The following is a 19514-nucleotide window of genomic DNA, read 5'->3' on the forward strand; positions in this document are numbered from 1 at the left end:
ACTAGATCTTCTATGGAAACGAACTCGTAATTCTGTTGTTTATCCCGATTTGAACGTAGCATTTTACAACACCATCCGTTTGTTATTTGTTACTTGTATTATACTATATTAACGCGGTGTCGTGTTAAATTATGAGGATATAACAAAGGCTGTCGAGACTTTCTCGACAGCCTGAAAGAGGCGGGGATTGCATCCCCGCCTCTTTACGATTTCAACCTGTTATTTCAATCTCGGCTTTGCGTGAAGATCATAATGTACTTGACCAACTCAAGCAATGAAATCAATGCTGCTGCGACATACGTCAATGCTGCGGCATTGAGGACTTTCGCTACCCCGCGTTCTTCTTCGTTCGTAATGAAACCTTCCGAGATCATGATTTCACGAGCACGACTACTTGCATTAAACTCTACAGGCAGTGTGACGAGCTGGAAGGCAACCGCACAAGAGAAGAACAAGATGCCAAGTCCGATCAATCCTGTGGCTTGAAACAGAAAACCGGCGATTAACAAGAAAGGTGCTATGCCTGAAGCGATGTTAACGACTGGGAAAATTTTGTGTCGCAGTGTCAGCATCGGGTAATGCACGCTATGCTGAATTGCATGGCCGACCTCGTGACAGGCCACAGAAACCGCTGAGATTGAATTCTCGTAGTAAACCGGCTCTGACAGCCTTACAGTGCGATGAATCGGGTCGTAGTGGTCAGAAAGCGTTCCTGGAACCGGTTCAACCGGTACATCATGCAGTCCATTGCGATCGAGCATCATCCTAGCGGCCTGATAACCGGTAAGACCGCTGTTGATCGGAACCTCTGACCAGCGATTAAATGTGCCGCGAACTCTGAATTGTGCCCATAACGATAAAATGAAGGCGATGATGATTAGAAAATCCATTGGGTGAAAAAACATAATAGTTCCCTCCATTAGTGTTGAAATCCTACATTAAGCCGCCTTTGTTAATGAGAAGCATTAAGGCTTCAACGCATGCAGCTGTTTGGGGCGCGAGCCGTTTAAACACCTGCTTGGCCTGCTGGGGCTTCAATTGGTTCAGGACGGGTTCAATCTCCTGGACTTCACGTTGCAGCTGTTCTAGATGAAGCTGGAGATCCATCAGCCTGCCAGATACTTGATCCTCAGTAGAAACTTTGCGCCAAACTGCCAAATTAGCCTTGATTTCATCGAGCGTATATTTGTCTTTCTTCAACTGTACTATACGTTTGAGCCGATTCAAGGTTTCATCACTATAGAGACGATAATTTTTGGCTGAGCGCCGTTCGGGTTCAATCAGACCCATTGATGTGTAGAAATCGATTGTACGTGGACTTACGCCGGCTAACTTCGATAATTCACCGATCCGGTGCAGCGCATGTTCGGACAATGGAATCACCTCTCTCTTTAAACGGGTATAAGCGTTTATTCTTCTAGTACCTATGATACAGAATCTATAACCATACAGTCAAACGTAATGCTTTGACGAATTTTGTTAGTATGAAACCTAACATGAGACTTAGCTACTAGATAGGTTTTTCGTAATTTAAAGGAAGAGTCCGACATAGAATAGGAGAGAAAAACGTTCAAAACGCGAAGAATGAAGCGGTAAAAAGGCCGTTTCGGTGTTAAAATTGTGAAAAAACTTAACATTCGATTCATTCGAAGAAGCGAATGTTAGATTTTTTTCGAGAAAATGAAAAAACTGTATTGTCAAAAGTGGTACTTCTGACTATAATGACATTAAGTCTTTCCTAGCATGTCAAGAAACATTACATTAGGGAGTGGTCGTAGTGGTCAAAAAGTTGATTTTGTCTTTAGGTGCTCTTATGTTGTTATTTCCAGCAATGGCTTTCGCAGACGACCCGTCTGCAGGAACACTGAACATGGGGTTGAACTCGATTTGGGTTATGGTCGCAGCAGTGTTGGTAATCTTGATGCAAGGTGGATTTATTCTTCTTGAATCCGGTTCGACACGCATGAAGAATGCCGGGCATATTGCCGGTAAAACAATCTTCACATTGGGACTTTGTACCTTGGTTTACTGGGCTGTAGGTTATGCTTTTGCTTTCGGTGCAGATAACGCTGAGAATTCAATCAGCAAGTTTATTGGATGGGGCAGCTATTTATTCGCTCCTGCAGTATCGGCAGCAGAAGGCGAAGCACTTCCTTCTACAATCTTCTTCGTATTCCAATTAGCTTTCGCAGCAGTATCGCTTTCTATCGCATGGGGCGGTTTCGCAGAACGCGCTAAGCTATCCGCATACCTCGTCTTTACCGTATTGTTCACCGCACTTATCTATCCGGTCGTTGCTCACTGGATTTGGAGCCCATCTGGCTGGTTGTTCGCTGAAGGCGCGCAAGACTATGCCGGCTCCACAGTCGTTCATTTAACCGGTGCGCTTGCAGCCTTTGCCGCAACCGTACTTCTGAAGCCGCGTATCGGTCGCTTCAATAAAGACGGCTCGGCAAATGAAATTCTTGGTCATAACCAAGTATTTGGAGCTTTGTCCGTACTTATACTATGGGTTGGCTGGTTTGGCTTTAACGCAGGTAGTGCACTTGGTGTAGGCGACGGCTTCTTCGGTTACGTTGCATTCAACACGCAGCTCGGCGCAGCGGGCGGCGCAGTAGCGGCACTTCTGATCTCCTGGCTTGTAAACGGCAAAGCGGATATTCCTACAACATTGAACGGTGCTCTTGCCGGTCTTGTTGCCATCACTGCAAGCTGTGCGTTCGTAGATCCTTGGGCAGCTGTAGTAATCGGTTTGCTTGCAGGCGTACTCGTATTCTTCAGCGCTAAGTTCTTCGAGAAAATCAAAGTCGACGATCCAATCTATGCACTTTCTGTTCACGGTGCAGCAGGGGTTTGGGGTACGCTGGCGAATGGTATCTTTGCAACGGATGAACTGGCAACGAAGCTTAACGTTGGTAAAGGCGGTATTATCGACACAGGCAACTGGCATCAAATGTGGGTACAGCTTGAATCCGTACTCGTGTGCGGCGGCTACGTCCTCCTCGTTTCCTTCGTATTGCTTGGAATCATGAAAGTCGTAATGGGCCTTCGTGTCACGGAAGAGCAAGAAATTATCGGTCTTGACCTTTCCGAGCATGGTACTTTCGGTTACCCGGAGCAAATGAAAAAAGCACAACAAAACATGTAAGCAGCAAAAACAGCCTAAATAAGTTGTTCGATATACTGACATAGGGGTGAGCACAGCATGAGCGATCCGGTTCGTGCGAAGCTGCTTACACGCATCGGGACTTCCGATGATGTGGTGACGCTGCGCGGCTTGCGGGATCAAATCCACGAGCGAATGGAAGCTCTGCATATGAAGCAGCCGATTGAACAATTTAATACGGATCTGAATGAGGTACATGATGCGTTAATCCGTCGGGCGATCTCATTATCAGAAGCGCAAATGGCACGGCTGGGGCACGGTTCCCCACCCGTGCCATACGCGTATTTATTGTTCGGCAGCGGAGGCAGGGCGGAACAAACGCTGTCTAGCGACCAAGACAGCGGCATGATTTACGACGATCCGGAGGAAGAATCGAAGCGTGAGCGAGTAACGGCTTATTTTCATATCTTCGCCGAAACGATTGTTGATATGCTTCAGAAGCTCGGTTATCCGCCATGCGAAGGAGAGGTAATCAGCTCTAATCCGAACTGGTGCCAATCACTCTCGCAGTGGAAAGCGAAGTTGGACGGTTGGTTCGAGGATCCGGATTGGGAGAATGTCAGGTATCTTCTCATAATAGCTGACAGCCGAATCATCTATGGTCAGAACCGGCTGCTTCAAGCGATGAAGGATCATTATTATTCCGATATGTTAAATCACCGTGTTATCGTGCATCACATGCTTAATAATACGATGCGTCATAAGGTGTTGATAGGCGTATTCGGTCAGCTGCTTAAAGAACAATACGGCACAGACGCCGGCAGTTTGGATCTGAAATACGGTGCTTATATTCCAATGGTGAATGCGATGCGATTGTTAAGCATTCAAGCAGGCGTGAGAGAAACGTCGACACTTGCGCGGATAAACCGGTTGCGTCAGTTAGCCGTCTTAACCGAAGAAGAGTGCGTCCTGTATTCCGGGATTTTTCGTTTGTTCATGCGTCTTCGGCTAATGAGTACAGAGAAACGGGAAGATGGGCTTTATACGAACAATGGCAAGCTGCCGCAAGTGAAGCTGACAAAGGCATTAATCGATGAGCTGAAATCCGGACTCAAGGGAGTAAAGAAGCTGCAACGCTTCGTTCATAAGCAGACGACGGGTAGGCTCTAGGGCAGCGGAGGGAGAACCATGAAGGAGCAAAAAAGTGTAGGCAGGATGTGGCATTTATACAAAATGGGCGGAATTACACCGGCGATTGCTTCGATGATGGGCGCTCAAAACGCACAGCAAATGGCCTTTATCCGTTCGATGTCAAAGGAGCAGCGCAAGGAATCGATTATGGACCAGCCGCTGCAAGAGATGGAGGTCGTTGTCTTTGATCTGGAGACGACCGGATTCTATCCGACGAACGGGGATGAGATCCTATCGGTTGGCGCTGTGCTCGTGAAAGGAGATCAGCTTGTAGAAGGCGGAACATTCTACAGCTTGGTTAATCCTAAACGAAAAGTGCCCAAGCATATCACGGAGTTAACCGGAATTACGAATGAAATGGCCCAGGATGCGCCGGATTTGATGCAGGTGCTTCATGATTTCATGGAATTCGTCGGCAAAAGATTGCTAATCGCGCATGCCAGCGGCCATGACAAGCAGTTTCTGAATGCGGCGCTATGGCGCACTTCGAAAGTCAATCTGACTCATCGCGTGCTTGATACCATGCTGGTCGCGAAATGGCTGCAGCCCAATCGGCTCACGTATAACTTGGACGACATGCTGACATTAAGCGGAATTGAAATCACGCAGCGGCATCATGCGCTGGAGGATTCCCTTATGACAGCTAAGCTGTGGATCCATTATCTGCAGCAGATGCATGATCGAAATGTAATTACGCTTGAGGACTTATATGCTTATCTTAGTCAGCATTAATGGGGTGAAGCGGCCGTTCTCGGCCCAATAGGGCTGAATGAGCGGCTTGTCCGCCTGTTGGAGCGAAACAATCCAATAGTTGATGCCGTGTGCCGCCGCGTGGAGACCATTCCAATCCGCAGTGCTTGGAATCGGCATGGTCGATGGGTGAGAGTGAAAGTAGCCGACAAGCGATTGTCGGTTTTTTTGCATGCTGTAATAGGCTTGAATCCACTCCTTGGGATCGAAAGCGAACCGATTGTGCGGCTGTTGCGATCGATTACGAATGGCTTGGATACCTGTTACGGTGACATTAGGCGGCTGTGCTCGCCGTATTGTACCGGTGCCGGTCAGTATCCCGCATGCCTCCTCTGGTAATGCTCTGAGGCAGATTTCTATAAGGGATTGATAAGCATGGGATGTAATTGTCACTTCGTTCATATTGACAATGCCTCTTTTCGTTTCGAAGGTCATTGTCCCATTATACTACGCATCACCAGCTGTCTTCGGTGGATGAACGAAGAAAATTATAATGAGCAGGGCACCTAAAGAGAGAACCGCGACAACGCTGTAGAGCAGCGTATCGGAACGTTTGGCCAGCCAGCCGAATAAAGGAGGTCCGAAGGCGACACCGAAGAAACGCAAGCTGCTGTAGAGGGAGGTGACCATCCCCCGATGTTCGCGATCTACGGAGCCGGTAATGAGCGTATTCAAACAGGGAAGCAATAGTCCGGTGCCGGCGCTGCTGAGCGCTGCGAAGCCGATTAACGCATACACACTGTTGTGGATGAAAGCGGCCGCGGCCAATGCCGAGCCCATCACGGCTAAGCCGATGATCATGAGCCGGCGCATGAGAGCGCCGTTGTTTTTGATTTTGCGTCCGGTCAAGTAAGCTGTAATCACTAGGAACAGGAGCGGGATCGCCAGAACGCCGCCCTTGGCTACACCGTCTATATTGTACGGAGCTTCTTCAAGGACATCGGACAACCGGAACAGGACTCCGAACAGAATAAAGAGACCCAATGAACCGGATATGAACGCAGAGATGAGCCAGCGCCCCTTTTCTTTGAAAACCTTTGCGATACCCGCAATATACTGCTTAACCGGTGTTTTTTCTTTTTTTGTTTTGGACGGTTCTTTAATTAAGAACATCATGGCGAAGAATGATCCTGCACAGAATAACGGAAAAGCGAACAAAGGGGCGTACCAAGCCATTAAGGCGAGCAGCGATCCAATGATCGGGCTTACGACTTTACCTGCGCCGTTCGAAGCCTCAATGAGTCCTAAAGCTTCGCTTTCACTGCCGTCCTTGTACATGTCGCCTACAAGTGCCATTGCGATTGGGGAAGTGCCGGCAGCGCCTATTCCTTGAAGCGCACGTGCAGCAATAAGCAGCCAATAGGCATGCATGACGGCTCCGATGCCTGCAACTATCCCTGCTATTCCATAGAGTGCAAGAGAAGGCAAAATGACGGCTTTACGCGTGAAACGATCCGATAAGTATCCGGAGATCGGGATGATGAGACCGGCTGCCACCGAAAACAACGTAATGACAAGACTTGCTTGAAATCCTGAAATGCCAAGCTCCTTCTCCATATCCGGCAAGATCGGGACGAGCATGGAGTTGCCTAATACAAGGACGAGCGGGACGGTTGCGAGCGCGCAGTATTGCAGCCATTTGCCCTTGCCCTGTTCACCTTGACCAGCCTTATTCTTGCTGCCGCCGCTCGAACCGCTTGTGCGCAGCTTGCCGGGGTTTCCTGCAGCCCATCCGGATTTTGTTGCTTGCTTCATAAGAACAGCTCCCATGGCGAAATTGTGTCATCTCGACGGTAATGTTCCCACGAACTTGAGCATCCATTCCCAAGCGTGGTAACATGTAGGGAGGTTGTCCGAAACAGATATTGCATAGAAGAAAGAAGGCGCAAGGATGAAACGTTCGATCGTGCTGATCGTCATCGTGCTGGTATTGGCCGGTGCCGCAGTCTACCAAAATAGAGGCAAACATAACGAAGCGCTTGCCGCTTCCAGTGACATGCTGCCCAAGCCGGGCTACACGGCCCCTACACTTGAGCTTCCTGACTTAACGGATCAGGTAACACCAATCGGCGGTAAACGCGAGAAACTGCTTATGGTGAATTTCTGGGCTTCATGGTGCTGGCCTTGCGAGATGGAGGCGCCTGATATGCAGGCGCTGTCGGAGAAGTACGGCGATAAGCTGGAGCTCTACGGCATTAATGCAACTAGCTTGGATAAAGAGCGTCAGGCAAGAGAGTTTGTGACAGAGCAGAAGCTTAAATTCCCCATTCTGATGGATCGGGACGGCAAAGCTACTGACTTGTACAAAGTGAACACGTTCCCTACGACCCTCTTGATTGACAGCAACGGGATTGTGAGAGAGCGGGTAGGCGGGGTTATCTCCAAGAGCAAGTGGGAAGCGATTATCGACAAATGGATCGATGTTCAAGAAGAGCAGCATACAGGCACATAACTACAACCGCAGCGTAAAATAAAGAACGCCGTATCCGCCAATTATGGCGGATACGGCGTTCTTGCCGTTTAGTGATTAACCAAGCCGAACTGTTCGCGAGGCTCATCCATGGCATTATCGATCTTGGACATATTGAGCAGTGCGTAACGGATGCTGTCGACCAGTGCTTCCCAGCTCGCTTCAATGACGTTGTTCGAGACGCCGACCGTGTTCCAAGTGTTCTTGAAGTCGGTGGATTCCATTAAGACACGGACTTTAGCAGCCGTTGCGTCCTTCTCATCGATGACCCGAACTTTATAGTCGGAGAGGTGGAAGTCGTTTATGCTCGGGTAGAACTGCTCCAGTGATTTGCGAAGCGCATTGTTAAGTGCATTAACCGGACCATTGCCTTCAGCCGCCATATAGACGGTTTGGCCGTCAACGTTCACTTTGACGATCGCTTCGGCATTCATTCCGCTGCCGTTTGTTTTCTCCACGATCATTTTAAGAGATTCCAGCTTGAAAATTTCTTTCATTTCGCCGAAGGCATCACGCAGCAGCAGCTCGAGCGATGCATCAGCACCTTCGAATTGATAGCCTTGATGCTCAAGGTCCTTGATTCGTTCCATGATTTGTTTGGTTTTGTCGTTGTTGGCGTTAATATCAAGTCCGAGCTCCTGCGCCTTGGAGATGATATTGCTTTGACCGGCAAGCTCAGAGACGAGTACGCGCTGCTTGTTGCCAACCAGCTCAGGGCGAATATGCTCGTACGTCTTAGAGTCTTTCATGATCGCGGAAACGTGAATGCCGCCTTTATGTGCGAAAGCAGCGTTACCGACGTAAGGCTGTGCAACAGGCATGTGAACATTCGCGATCTCGCTAATGTAGCGGGCTGTTTTCGTAAGGGACTGAAGCTGATCGTCACTTACGCAGCGATAATTCATTTTGATTTGAAGATTCGGGATGATTGAGCACAGATTCGCGTTACCGCAGCGTTCGCCGTAACCGTTAATGGTTCCTTGCACCTGACGGGCACCTGCTTGTACAGCAGCTAAAGTGTTAGCTACGGCAAGCTCGCAGTCGTTGTGCGTATGAATACCGATCGGGGCGTTAAGCTCCATTCGGATGCGTGTCACGATATCATGCACTTCGGAAGGCAATGTGCCGCCGTTCGTGTCGCAAAGCACGATCCAATCCGCGCCTGCATCTTGCGCTTTGCGCAGGACGGAGAGTGCATATTCAGGGTTATGCTTGTACCCGTCAAAGAAATGCTCCGCATCGAAGATCGCTTCAACGTCATTGCGTTTAAGGAAAGCAAAGGAATCGTAAATCATGGCCAGGTTCTCTTCAAGCGTCGTCTGCAGAGCGGTATGTACATGGAAATCCCATGACTTGCCGACCAGCGTAGCAGCAGGAACACCGGACTCGACAATGCGCAGCAGGCTGCTATCTTGCTCTGCCAATGAATTCTTGCGCCTTGTGCTGCCGAAGGCGGTGATCTTAGCCCCCAGCTTCAAATGCTTGACACGTTGAAAGAACTCGATATCCTTGCTGTTGCTGCCTGGATTTCCGCCTTCAATATAATGAACGCCAAGTAAATCAAGCTTCTGGGCAATTTTTATTTTGTCGTCTGCGGAGAGGCTGATTCCTTCGCCTTGCGTGCCGTCTCTCAGCGTAGTGTCGAAAATGGAGATTGTGTTTGCCATCATTTTCAGAAGCCCCCTTCACTACTAATCCTATGCGTAGTCATAATTTTTTATTATAGCATTACTTGTCCAGTGCGTAAATGTTGGGTTGCGGCTGCTGTGAAGCCGCAAGTTGACTGGCTCTATCGGCAAATGTATGCTGGGTTAGAAGCATATGTTGCGGAATAGGAGGAGGTCAGTAATGTCCACGGATCATCAGAAAGCAGCTGCCAAGAACCGTATTATCCTGCACCTAGATATGAATGCATTCTATTGCTCTGTACATGAAGCGGAAGAACCGCATCTATATAAAGGAAAGCCTACGGCAGTTGCCGGCAGTGTGGAGCTGCGCAAAGGTATTATTGTCACTTCTTCCTATGCGGCCCGCAAGCAAGGCGTGAAGACGGGGATGACGGTTCGCGAAGGCATGCGCCGCTGCCCGGATTTGATTCTCATTCGCCCTGATTTCGATCTGTACCGCACTTATTCGCGCGGGTTTATGTCGATCGCCAGGCAATACACGCCTTTGGTTGAAGCGATGTCCATCGATGAGTGTTATATGGATATTACAGGCTCCTCCGCATTCGGAGAACCGCTGGATATCGCCCATGCCATTCAGGATCGTATCCGTAATGAATGGAACCTGCCATGCTCAGTAGGCGTAGCGCCGAATAAACTGCTGGCTAAGATGGCCTCCGATATGCAGAAGCCTAACGGGTTCACCGTGCTGCGTATTCGCGACGTTCCGAAGCTGTTGTGGGATAAACCCTGTGACTCGCTGTTCGGTATCGGCAGGAAGACGGCAGACAAACTATTGAAACTGAATATACGCACGATCGGACAACTGGCGGAAGCCGATGAAGTCATGCTGACGAAGCATTTTGGCGTACTCGGTTCATGGATGAAGTCCGCATCGCACGGGTATGATCATGCACCGGTTAATGCTGCCAGAGAACGGAACAAATCCGTCGGCCATACGACAACACTGCCCAAGGATGTGAAGGACCGCTCGGAAGTGCATCGTATCCTGCTGAATTTGGCGGACCAAACCGGGCGAAGAATGCGGCATCAGAAGATGATGGCCTCCACCATTCAAATCGTCATCCGCAGACCGGATATGACTACTGTGAACAGATCAATTACGCTTCCGGTACCGACAGATTCCGCTGCAGATATTCATAAAGAAGCTTGTAAACTATTCGATAAACATTGGCCGCTCGGCGAGCCTGTCAGACTACTGGGAATTACGCTGCAGAATCTATCTTTGCAGGATGAAACAGCCGTTCAGCTAGACTTGTTCGAATTTAAAGAACAGCCTCGCAAGGCTGCGTTAACAAAGGCTATGGATATGCTTCGCGATAAGTTCGGAGAGGACGCCGTGCTTACGGCGGGCATGCTTGGAGACGATCCTTCGGCGTTAATTCGTAACAAACGAATTAGAGGGACATCCTTGCAAACTGACGAGCATATGTTATATAGTGATGAGTGAGGGTTGTTCGCTAAAAAACCACACAATCGTAAGTTTCTTGGCTTACAATTAATAGGAGGGAATACGATGTCGAAGTTTACTTGGGTTGAGAAAGATACGTGCATTGCTTGCGGAGCATGCGGGGCAACGGCACCGGACATTTACGACTACGACGATGAAGGTCTAGCAGAGGTTATTTTTGGCAACGACGGTAACCACGGCAATACAGAAATCCCATCGGATTTATATGATGATTTGCAAGACGCGGCAGACGGCTGCCCGACAGATTCCATCAAAATCGCAGACTCAGCATTTAACAACTAATTCTGCTAAATATGAATGAAGAATAATCCCATTTCTTGTTTCGACAAGAGTTGGGATTTTTCTTGTTGTTTCGACATGTTTATATTGCCATATCTTCTGGAAGTGAACTAGAATAGAAGGAAGATTACTAGGAAAAATTTACTGATTTTTGCGGAACTAGGGGGAAAATATGCTTAGGCGAAAGTGGTTGATGACAACAGCCGTAGGGCTGTTGATCTGTTTGTTCTGGTCGTTTCTAAGCAGTTTGGGAACAGGCGGCACACTGGGACAGGTAGAGTCCGTTTTGCAGGATAAGATCATGCAGAAAGCAGATGCGGATCGTGCGCCGAATGTGAACATCAAGCTTATCAAAATCGACCAAGCCTCACTCGACAATTTGGGACAATTTCCATGGGATCGCGGACTCTATGCACAGCTAATCTCGATGCTAGCTGAAGCGGGTGCCAAAGCAATCGCGCTGGACGTCGTGCTGGCCGAGCCGGGTAATGATCCGGAGAGCGATAAGCTGATGGCGGAGACGATGAAGAAGTACCCCAATGTCATTTTACCTGTCGTATTTAACTTCAAGGCTAGACAAGATGAGGCCGGCGAGCTTGAGACGGAATCGATTTCCTATCCTGCCGAGACGATTGGAGCTGCGCCTGAACAACTAGGACATATCAACGTCCTGCAGGATAAAGACAGTACAGTTCGTAAGCTTACGATCGGATTGAAGGATGATCAAGGTCATGTGGTTCCGGCGTTCAGTGTAAAGTTGGCTAATTATTTACTGGATCAACAGCATCAGATCGTATGGAATGAAGAAAAGAAAGAATGGTATCGCGGGGAGCAGCGGATTCCGGCGGACAGTCGCAATCAGATCGCCACGGAATTCTACACGGAGCCTCGTGAAGAGATGAGCCTTGCAACAGGATATGATTCGCAATCCTTCTTCGATGTGCTGTCAGGCAATATCCCGGCTGATTACTATCAAGGTGATGTTGTTCTGATCGGACCATTCGCAGCCGGCTTGCAGGACGAATACTTAACTCCGCTCAGCACGACGCTGAAGATGTACGGGGTTGAGATTCACGCGAATATGATTCAATCGTTGGTTGCCGGTAAATTCTCAACAAAAGCAAGTCCCGTTGTGAACTATGTATTAATCATTCTGCTGACACTCTTATCCACACTATTGTTTGAACGGTTTACCGGTCGCAAGGCGTTTGCAGTATATGGAGTGCTTGCAGTTGTGCTTATATTGGCATGGATCGAGCTCTATCAGCTGAAATCCTTATTTATTACGTTTACATACCCGTTCTTGGCCTTAACAACGGTCTTTATCTGGTCCGTCGTCAGCCATTATGTTGCGGAACGAAGAGAACGCAGCCGAGTCACGAATATATTCGGCCGATTCGTACCGCGAACGGTCGTGGATGAAATGCTCGCTTCGGGTGAGGAAGTGACCGTAGGCGGTCAACGCCGCGACATCAGCGTCATATTCGTCGACATTCGCGGATTTACTCCAATGTCCGAGAAGCTGGAGCCGGAGCAGGTCATTCAAGTGCTCAATGAATACTTGGATATATGCACGAAGGCCGTGTTCAATTGGAACGGTACATTAGATAAGTTTATCGGAGACGGTGTCATGGCCATCTTTGGCGCACCGATTTCGCAACCGAACCATCCTGAGCTCGCTGTACGAGCGGCATTAGAGATGAAGCGCCAATCGGCCGAGCTCGAAGAACGATGTCTGCGAGAGATCGGTGTTCCCGTACGTTTCGGCGTCGGCGTAAACAGCGGCCCCGCTGTCGTCGGCAATATCGGCTCTCAGATGCTGCGACTTGACTATACGGCCATAGGGGACACCGTCAATCTGGCGGCGCGACTGGAAGCCAACGCGAAGCCGGGGCAAATTCTGATCAGTGAAGAAACACTCGCCCGGGTGAATGGGAAGTTCATTACGCAATCCATAGGCGAAGTGAAAGTGAAGGGGAAAGAGCGGCCTGTCCTAGTTACGGAAGTGTTAGGCGAGGCTGATGAACATTCCGAATTGAATACGACGAATAATGAAGCGATCATGAATGATCAGCTGAAAGGGAGAGTAGGAACATGATCAGCACCAACCACCGCAGGCTGCTCACGATGCTATGCTTGCTGCTCGCGCTCGGGCCTGCATCGCTTTTTGCAGGTGCCGGTAAGGCTTCAGCTCAAGTGATGCGCGTAGCCATCGTAAATTCAATGAAAGGTACCGTTACGGTTCTTAAATCAGGCGGAGCCAAGCCATTCGCGGCGTTCAAAAACATGAGCTTAAATGAAGGCGACCAAATTGCCACAAGCAATGATGGAAACGTGGTCCTCCAGCTGGCGAGCGATGACGCAGATAAGGATAGCGTTACGATCGGTCCAAGCTCACAAGTTACATTTACGAAACTAAAGGAATCCAGTGGTACCAAAACCAAAATGAGCGTGTGGGCGGGCTCGTTGTGGGTGAAAGTGAAATCCGTATCCAATGCGAATGATCAATTTGAAGTGGAAACGCCAACCTCGATCATGGGCGTGCGCGGAACGCAGTTCTTTGTCGGCGTCAATCCGAGAACGGGTTTGACGAGCGTGTTCTTGGCAGCAGGTGTTATCGAGGCGATCACAGGCGGAATTCGACTTGAGGCAGATGGAGAGACGGAGCAAGATGATACCGTCACTTTGTATCCGACTGAGCAGCTAGATGAAGCAAACACTGCGGACGGAGAAGGGCTGATGACATCCGTTTCCATTATGGATATTACAAAATTCATTAATAACGCTTCCCCGGACATTATCAAAGCCATCCTTGAGGACGCAGCTAACATTCGCAAGGAGCAAGATGAAATGCTGAAGAAAGCGAAAGACAGCATAGGTGATCCAGCGAGTAAAGATAACTTCGGCGGCACAATTAAATCGGCAGAGGATCTGCAGACAGCGACTAACAATATAACGAACCTACTGTCGATTTTGGCTGCAGAAGCAGTGGATCAGAAGAAGATCGATAAGACCGTAATTGATCAAATCAACCAGGACGCTAAAGAGAAGCTGCTAGACCTGGACACAACTGCAAAGCTGATGTTATCCGATGCGGATAAGCTGAAGCAGAAAACAGCTGAAGAACTTGAAGAGAAACAGAAGAAGCTGGGCGAAGCCAAAGAGAAGCAGCTTCAGGAACAGAAGGAAAAACTAGCAGCGGCCGTAAAGAAGGCCAAAGAGCAGCAGGCGAAGTTAGCCGAAGAGAACCGGAAGGCGTTGGACGAGCTTACCAAGAAGCTGGAGCTGCTCTACTTCGAGAAGCTGACTAAGGCTGAACAGGATAAGTTTAATACAAGCCGCGGAGAGATCGAGAAACCGCCGATTAAAGAAAATAACACAGGCAGCAATAACAGCGGTAGTCCAACCACAACGAATGCGCTGGCCAAGTTGAAATTCAATCAAGCTGCATATGCGACCTCGCCGCTCATCGTATCGGGTTCTAACGGAGCCGTAGATCTTGAACTTGAATTTAGCGGTTTCAGCGATTCTCGCAAAATCAAAGGGTATCAGATTGAGATCGAATATGATTCCTTGACCGCAGCTTTCAATACGAGCAGCTTTGATGGTGTATCCACTTCGCTGAGCTACCGTTCCGGTGGAGGCGGCTTCGTAGTTGAGCCTGAAGGTCAGCAAGTATCAGGCGCAAATAGTGTAGACGACTTCCGGATCGTGGAAGGCGAAACGAGCAATACGTTAGTTTATACGGTGGCGAAATTCTCAGGCGATTCGGTTCAAATCAGTAATGCCACATCGGTGTTGAAGCTGCCGTTCCTGGTCAGAGCGATTCTGCCTTCTAATGAAGAGATTGGCCCAGATACGATGGCCGCGCCGGTTCATTTCCGGATCAAGTCCATTACCGCCGTAGATGCGGCCGGTGTTCCGGTGGCAACGGTTAAGGGACCGGAGTTAACGCTCCAAGTTAAACCCGCCAATAATTAACGTAAGGGGAAAAGCATCTCATGATCAATAAACAGAAAACCGCTGCGCTGACACTTGCCGCGGCAGTACTGCTTGGTTCATACAGCGGCAGCGCAAATGCTGCTTCGTCCACGGCGGATACCGTGATTAGCAATAAACCGCTTTATGAGGTGTATACGGCAGCCGGTACAGGTGCTTATGAATTGACAAATGGCAAATCCGCCGCTGCTGCATTTCGTGAACCGACCTCACTGTTATACGATTCCGGTGCGGATGCCTTTCTGGTTGCAGATTCCCGTAATCAGAATTTGCGCGTTGTAACATCTTCGCAGACAGCAACGGCAGCCGGGATATACATCGGAGACGATGAGCTTCATTCGCCGATGGGAAGCTTGCTAGATGGTTCCGCGGCAGAAGCCGCATTTAATCGTCCGTCAGGTTTGGCTGAGGATGCGAGCGGAGCCGTTTATGTTGCGGATGCGGAGAACAATGCAGTTCGCAAAATCACGAATGAGGGTAAAGTGATAACGATTGCCGGTAATGGCGTAATGGGTTCCGCCGATGGCACTGGTGAAGCAGCCCGTTTCTATCATCCATTGGATGTAGCCGTTACGAATGCAGGTGTTATTTATGTGGCGGACACGCTAAATCATGTTATTCGTCAAATAAAAGATGGTAAAGTGACGACGTTGAACGCGGCTTCAACTCGCATCGTCGAGTATTTTCCCGGTGTCGTTGAAGGAGTCGGGGATTATGCGGACGGTCCGCTCAGTCAGGCGAAGTTCAATGAACCCAGTGGCCTTGCGTTAGATGCGAAAGGTAATTTATACGTAAGTGATACAGGCAATAATCGCATTCGTTATATCGATTTCAAAACGCAGACAGTTACAACGGTTGCAGGTGGCGTAACGGGTTCTGCTGCCAAATACGAAGTTAATGCCCCCTATTCCGTAGGCGGGTATGCGGATGGAAAGGCAGCGAGTGCGAAGTTCCAGACACCGCGTGGTCTGACCGTTACGCCCGAGGGCGGCGTGCTTATTGCGGACTCGATTAATCATGTTATCCGTTATTTGAATCATGGTGTGGTCACTACGGTTGCGGGTACGCCTGGCGAAGAGGGCAGAACCAGCGGACTTGCGGGAAGTGCGATGCTTAATCGGCCGACTGATGTGGTTTGGATGGGGCAAGGCGCATTCGCCATTGCCGATGCAGGAAGCAACACGGTAAGAGTTGTCGTTCCCTATGCGGTTCCGGAGCAAGTGAAGGCAGATGGAAGCATCCATTTGCTCTATCATCAGAACGTGCTGGACGCCGATGCAGCGCCGATCATAAAGGCCGGAACAACGTTCGTACCGCTTCGGGTGCTAACGGAGAAGCTTGGTTTCAAAGTGAAATATGCAGGTGGATCGGCTGTTCTGGAGCTTAATGGCGTCAGCTATACGGTGAAGAGCGGTTCAGCTCAAATCGTAAAGAAGCGTTCAAGCGGAGCAGCTGAAACATTAACCCTTCGCTCAGCAACATTCACGTCCGGCAGCCGATTATTCTTGCCTGTCCGCTTCTTCGCGGAGGAGCTAGGGCTTGATGTACAATGGTTATCCGATGCTCAGGCCGTATTGCTGCGTGAGAAGAAGTTCTAAGATCGTACATTAAAATTTTCACAAAAAAGCTGTGCGGTGCAAACCGTACAGCTTTTTTTGCCGATATAGTGGCTACAACATTTTGAATAACCGGAGGTTCAGCTTCATGTTTGAGGATCAGAATGATAAATCCTATTTAAAGCGCTATGTGCAGAACCATCCAACTAACCGAATGGCGTGGTATCTACTAGGCAAACAATATATGGAAGAGGGCAAGGACAAGAAGGCTAATTATTGTTTCCTGCAGTCGGGCAGTGTGTATGAAGCCTATGAACGCAAGCAGCATGAGCTGGCCCTTGATCCGAGCGTAATTCTGGAGCAGTGGAACAAGAAACGAAGGAATAGGCGGCTCTTGACCCGCATCTCCGTAGCTTCTGTCCTATTCCTTGGGCTAATATTGGCGGCTCCCTTCGGCATGGCAAAGGATGAGGCAGAACAAGATCAAGGTAAGGAGCTTGTAAATCCGGCGGCAACTGCTGAGAAGGGGCTTGGCGTTTTCTTCATTAAACCCGCAGGGCAGGAAACATTAGGGAATGCACTGGGAACACTGTTATCAGGCAAAGGGAATACTTCGCAAGCAGGATTAGCGGTTATGCTGCAGCAGGACGGGAAATGGCGCAAATGGACCGGGAAGACGCGGATATTGGCTGAAGCGAAGCGGGATGGGAAAGCCGATGCTGCAGCAGTCCGACTCCTGGACAGTCAAACCTGCGATTGTCAGCCTGGAAATGCATCGGCAGCTTACAAAGCTTACGGAGAGTGGAGCCAAGAGCAAGAAATGCGCTGGACGCTGGCGAGTGCGATTACGCACTATCACGAAAGAACGAAGTCTTGGCCTGCCGGTATGGATGATCTGACGCGCTCCTATCCGAACAATGTTCTGTCAGGAACTTCTCCGCAGATGAAGAAGCTATTCCCTCAACTGCTGCAGGCAGCGAAGGGACGGACAGCGGATAAACCCGCAGGCATAGGTGCGAATTCAGGGGAAGGGAAAGCAGGAAGCGGAGACTCCAATTCTAATTCCACTTCGGCCTTGCAATCCACGTCTTCAAGTTCCTCTGAGACGCGATTATCCGATGAACCATTATCCATTATTGTAGATAAGGACAGTCATCAGCTTGCCGTTGTTTCCGGCGATGTTATTGTACGCAGCTATACAGTAGGTCTTGGTGGGAAGAAGACACCATTAGGAGCGTTCTTCATCAGCGAGAAAGTGAAAAATCCGAATGGTCGTGATGACAGCGAATTTGGCAGTCGGGGCATGACGCTCTCCAATACGCTTTATGCGATTCATGGTACGGATGAACCGGATAGTATCGGGAAGGACGAATCGCATGGCTGCGTGCGGATGAACAAGAAGGATCTGGAGGAGCTGTATGATCTGGTGCCGCTCGGAACAAAAGTAGAAATAAAAAGCGATGTTCTTCCCGGCGCTGCGACTCCGGCTGCTGAGCGTTTCCGCTTGAAGCCGGTGCAGGACGAGACGAACACCGCTGTTGTTTATCGCTGGTTAACCTAATTATTATCAAGAATTAGCAGCACGGCCATCACGATGACGACAACACTGAAAATTGAACCAATCCACACGAGCGCCTTCTTATTGATTTGTTCCTTAGGCTTGCTCTTCATAATGGGGGGTCTTTTCTTGGCTTGGCTCACATGGATCAACCTTTCTTTTACTTTAAGTGGGTTTGTACCTATATTGTAATCGTTTTCTTGTTTGGATTCAACTACTCCACCGCTTGTAAATAAGAGGCTTGCACGCAGGAAAGCCGCGGCAGGCTCTTTCTTTTTCCCTTCTAACACGTTAAACTGTTCGGTAGAGCTAACACGAAGAACGGAGTGAGTTGCGTTGTTGTATTCAAAATTGGCCAAGCCTTATTTCTTTCGAATGGACCCCGAGAAGGCCCATCATATGGTCATAGATGGTCTTCATACCGCAAGTCGTGTACCGGGAATACCGGCACTGATGCGTGGGATGTACGGTGTACCGGAAGCTAAGGAGCTTGAAGTCGATCTGTTTGGCCTTCATTTTGCCCATCCGATTGGACTTGCGGCAGGACTGGATAAGAATGCAAAGGCTGTCGATATGTTTGCCAATATCGGCTTCGGATTTGCAGAGGTAGGTACAGTTACTCCTAAAGGGCAGATCGGCAATGATCTCCCGCGTTTGTTCCGGCTTCCTTCCGATGAAGCGTTGATTAACCGAATGGGCTTCAATAATGAAGGTGCAGCTGCGATGGCGGCAAGATTGGCACAGGATACGAACAGACGGATACCGATAGCCGTTAACATAGGCAAAAACAAAACAACACCGAATGAACTGGCTCACGAGGATTACCGTGCTTGCTTGCAAGCCTTATATACATATGGCGACTTCTTTGTCGTCAACATCAGTTCACCGAACACGCCGGATTTACGGGCGCTGCAGCATGGTGATGAATTGCGGCTTCTATTATCGACCGTAATGGAAGAAATGGCTGTTCAAGCGAAGAAGAACGGCGGTACTCGCAAGGCGGTTCTGGTCAAAATCGCACCGGATATGACGGACGAGCAGCTCGGCTATACAGTCGATACGATTAAAGCGAGCGGCGTGAACGGCATTATCGCAACAAATACGACAATTAGCCGCGATGGCCTGCAGCATTTGAATGCTAAGGAAACCGGCGGCCTAAGCGGAAAGCCGTTGAAGGACCGATCAACGGAGGTTATTCGCGAGGTATATCGACAAACCGGCGGCAAACTGCCTATTATTGGTTCAGGCGGCATCTTTACTGCTGCAGATGCATACGATAAAATTCGCGCAGGTGCAAGTCTTGTTGAAATCTATACGGCACTGATTTATCGAGGGCCGGAATTGCTGCGTGAACTTGCGGACGGGCTAAAGGATGCCTTGCGCAGAGATGGATTTAAATCAATTCATGAAGCGGTTGGAGCAGATCATCGGTCTTAGACAGGAGGCGGC

Annotated in this window: 17 protein-coding genes; 11 read left to right on the top strand and 6 right to left on the bottom strand. The window is 49.2% G+C overall.

Annotated features, from left to right (window positions below):
• Positions 1–224 precede the first annotated feature (224 nt).
• Both BLW29_RS07465 and BLW29_RS07470 read right to left on the bottom strand, forming a co-directional pair.
• Positions 225–905 carry a zinc metallopeptidase gene (locus BLW29_RS07465; protein ID WP_090977843.1) on the bottom strand — a complete coding sequence of 227 codons (681 nt, stop codon included), beginning with the start codon at positions 903–905 and terminating at the stop codon, positions 225–227.
• 28 nt (positions 906–933) lie between these two features.
• Positions 934–1374, bottom strand: a complete 441-nt coding sequence (locus BLW29_RS07470) for a MerR family transcriptional regulator (RefSeq protein WP_090977845.1) — start codon at positions 1372–1374, stop codon at positions 934–936.
• A gap of 403 nt (positions 1375–1777) precedes the next feature.
• Here BLW29_RS07470 and BLW29_RS07475 point away from each other — a divergent pair, with 403 nt between their 5' ends.
• The 3 genes from BLW29_RS07475 to BLW29_RS07485 are packed head-to-tail and all read left to right on the top strand — an operon-like array spanning position 1778 to position 5029.
• The gene (locus tag BLW29_RS07475) at positions 1778–3148 is read left to right on the top strand and encodes an ammonium transporter (protein WP_371264687.1); all 1371 of its coding nucleotides are present in this window, start codon (positions 1778–1780) and stop codon (positions 3146–3148) included.
• Between the two features lie 57 nt (positions 3149–3205).
• Positions 3206–4276, top strand: coding sequence for a DUF294 nucleotidyltransferase-like domain-containing protein (locus BLW29_RS07480; RefSeq protein ID WP_090977846.1), 1071 nt, complete (start codon positions 3206–3208; stop codon positions 4274–4276).
• An 18-nt stretch (positions 4277–4294) separates the two neighbouring features.
• On the top strand, positions 4295–5029 hold the full coding sequence (locus BLW29_RS07485; RefSeq protein WP_090977848.1) for an exonuclease domain-containing protein: 735 nt from the start codon (positions 4295–4297) through the stop codon (positions 5027–5029).
• Here BLW29_RS07485 and BLW29_RS07490 read toward each other — a convergent pair.
• On the bottom strand, positions 5003–5449 hold the full coding sequence (locus tag BLW29_RS07490; RefSeq protein WP_177186526.1) for a M67 family metallopeptidase: 447 nt from the start codon (positions 5447–5449) through the stop codon (positions 5003–5005). The two genes, BLW29_RS07485 and BLW29_RS07490, sit on opposite strands and share 27 nt — an antisense overlap.
• Before the next feature lie 45 nt (positions 5450–5494).
• The gene (locus BLW29_RS07495) at positions 5495–6802 is read right to left on the bottom strand and encodes an MFS transporter (protein WP_090977852.1); all 1308 of its coding nucleotides are present in this window, start codon (positions 6800–6802) and stop codon (positions 5495–5497) included.
• A gap of 136 nt (positions 6803–6938) precedes the next feature.
• Here BLW29_RS07495 and BLW29_RS07500 point away from each other — a divergent pair, with 136 nt between their 5' ends.
• On the top strand, positions 6939–7499 hold the full coding sequence (locus BLW29_RS07500) for a TlpA family protein disulfide reductase (RefSeq protein ID WP_090977854.1): 561 nt from the start codon (positions 6939–6941) through the stop codon (positions 7497–7499).
• A 68-nt stretch (positions 7500–7567) separates the two neighbouring features.
• Here the strand turns inward: BLW29_RS07500 and cimA are convergent, their stop codons facing one another.
• Positions 7568–9184, bottom strand: coding sequence for a citramalate synthase (gene cimA / locus BLW29_RS07505; RefSeq protein ID WP_090978430.1), 1617 nt, complete (start codon positions 9182–9184; stop codon positions 7568–7570).
• A gap of 181 nt (positions 9185–9365) precedes the next feature.
• Here cimA and BLW29_RS07510 point away from each other — a divergent pair, with 181 nt between their 5' ends.
• The 6 genes from BLW29_RS07510 (at position 9366) to BLW29_RS07535 (ending at position 18068) form a co-directional block, all read left to right on the top strand.
• Positions 9366–10652, top strand: a complete 1287-nt coding sequence (locus BLW29_RS07510; RefSeq protein WP_090977856.1) for a DNA polymerase IV — start codon at positions 9366–9368, stop codon at positions 10650–10652.
• A gap of 66 nt (positions 10653–10718) precedes the next feature.
• Entirely contained in the window at positions 10719–10955 is a 237-nt protein-coding gene (locus tag BLW29_RS07515) for a ferredoxin (protein ID WP_090977858.1), read from the top strand.
• 169 nt (positions 10956–11124) lie between these two features.
• Complete coding sequence (locus BLW29_RS07520; protein ID WP_090977860.1) at positions 11125–13050, top strand: adenylate/guanylate cyclase domain-containing protein; 1926 nt, start codon at positions 11125–11127, stop codon at positions 13048–13050.
• Positions 13047–14933, top strand: coding sequence for a FecR family protein (locus tag BLW29_RS07525; protein WP_090977862.1), 1887 nt, complete (start codon positions 13047–13049; stop codon positions 14931–14933). The genes BLW29_RS07520 and BLW29_RS07525 overlap by 4 nt, the downstream gene beginning before the upstream one ends.
• A gap of 20 nt (positions 14934–14953) precedes the next feature.
• Positions 14954–16549, top strand: coding sequence for a stalk domain-containing protein (locus tag BLW29_RS07530; protein WP_090977864.1), 1596 nt, complete (start codon positions 14954–14956; stop codon positions 16547–16549).
• A gap of 106 nt (positions 16550–16655) precedes the next feature.
• A complete protein-coding gene (locus BLW29_RS07535) occupies positions 16656–18068 on the top strand; it encodes a L,D-transpeptidase (RefSeq protein WP_090977866.1) in 1413 nt (470 codons plus the stop codon).
• Here the strand turns inward: BLW29_RS07535 and BLW29_RS07540 are convergent.
• On the bottom strand, positions 18065–18424 hold the full coding sequence (locus BLW29_RS07540; RefSeq protein ID WP_143044364.1) for a hypothetical protein: 360 nt from the start codon (positions 18422–18424) through the stop codon (positions 18065–18067). The two genes, BLW29_RS07535 and BLW29_RS07540, sit on opposite strands and share 4 nt — an antisense overlap.
• Here BLW29_RS07540 and BLW29_RS07545 point away from each other — a divergent pair.
• Complete coding sequence (locus BLW29_RS07545) at positions 18402–19502, top strand: quinone-dependent dihydroorotate dehydrogenase (RefSeq protein WP_090977870.1); 1101 nt, start codon at positions 18402–18404, stop codon at positions 19500–19502. The genes BLW29_RS07540 and BLW29_RS07545 overlap by 23 nt on opposite strands.
• The last annotated feature ends 12 nt before the right edge of the window (positions 19503–19514 follow it).

The organism is Paenibacillus sp. CF384 (assembly GCF_900106745.1).
In the GTDB taxonomy this organism is placed as follows: domain Bacteria; phylum Bacillota; class Bacilli; order Paenibacillales; family Paenibacillaceae; genus Paenibacillus_Z.

Excerpts from the sequence above, each read along its gene's own strand:
- BLW29_RS07520 (WP_090977860.1), top strand. The coding sequence starts at position 11,125 with ATGCTTAGGCGAAAGTGGTTGATGACAACAGCCGTAGGGCTGTTGATC.
- BLW29_RS07495 (WP_090977852.1), bottom strand. The coding sequence starts at position 6,802 with ATGAAGCAAGCAACAAAATCCGGATGGGCTGCAGGAAACCCCGGCAAG.
- BLW29_RS07530 (WP_090977864.1), top strand. The coding sequence starts at position 14,954 with ATGATCAATAAACAGAAAACCGCTGCGCTGACACTTGCCGCGGCAGTA.
- BLW29_RS07525 (WP_090977862.1), top strand. The coding sequence starts at position 13,047 with ATGATCAGCACCAACCACCGCAGGCTGCTCACGATGCTATGCTTGCTG.
- BLW29_RS07480 (WP_090977846.1), top strand. The coding sequence starts at position 3,206 with ATGAGCGATCCGGTTCGTGCGAAGCTGCTTACACGCATCGGGACTTCC.
- BLW29_RS07465 (WP_090977843.1), bottom strand. The coding sequence starts at position 905 with ATGTTTTTTCACCCAATGGATTTTCTAATCATCATCGCCTTCATTTTA.
- BLW29_RS07485 (WP_090977848.1), top strand. The coding sequence starts at position 4,295 with ATGAAGGAGCAAAAAAGTGTAGGCAGGATGTGGCATTTATACAAAATG.
- BLW29_RS07510 (WP_090977856.1), top strand. The coding sequence starts at position 9,366 with ATGTCCACGGATCATCAGAAAGCAGCTGCCAAGAACCGTATTATCCTG.
- BLW29_RS07535 (WP_090977866.1), top strand. The coding sequence starts at position 16,656 with ATGTTTGAGGATCAGAATGATAAATCCTATTTAAAGCGCTATGTGCAG.
- BLW29_RS07500 (WP_090977854.1), top strand. The coding sequence starts at position 6,939 with ATGAAACGTTCGATCGTGCTGATCGTCATCGTGCTGGTATTGGCCGGT.
- BLW29_RS07515 (WP_090977858.1), top strand. The coding sequence starts at position 10,719 with ATGTCGAAGTTTACTTGGGTTGAGAAAGATACGTGCATTGCTTGCGGA.
- cimA (WP_090978430.1), bottom strand. The coding sequence starts at position 9,184 with ATGGCAAACACAATCTCCATTTTCGACACTACGCTGAGAGACGGCACG.
- BLW29_RS07490 (WP_177186526.1), bottom strand. The coding sequence starts at position 5,449 with ATGAACGAAGTGACAATTACATCCCATGCTTATCAATCCCTTATAGAA.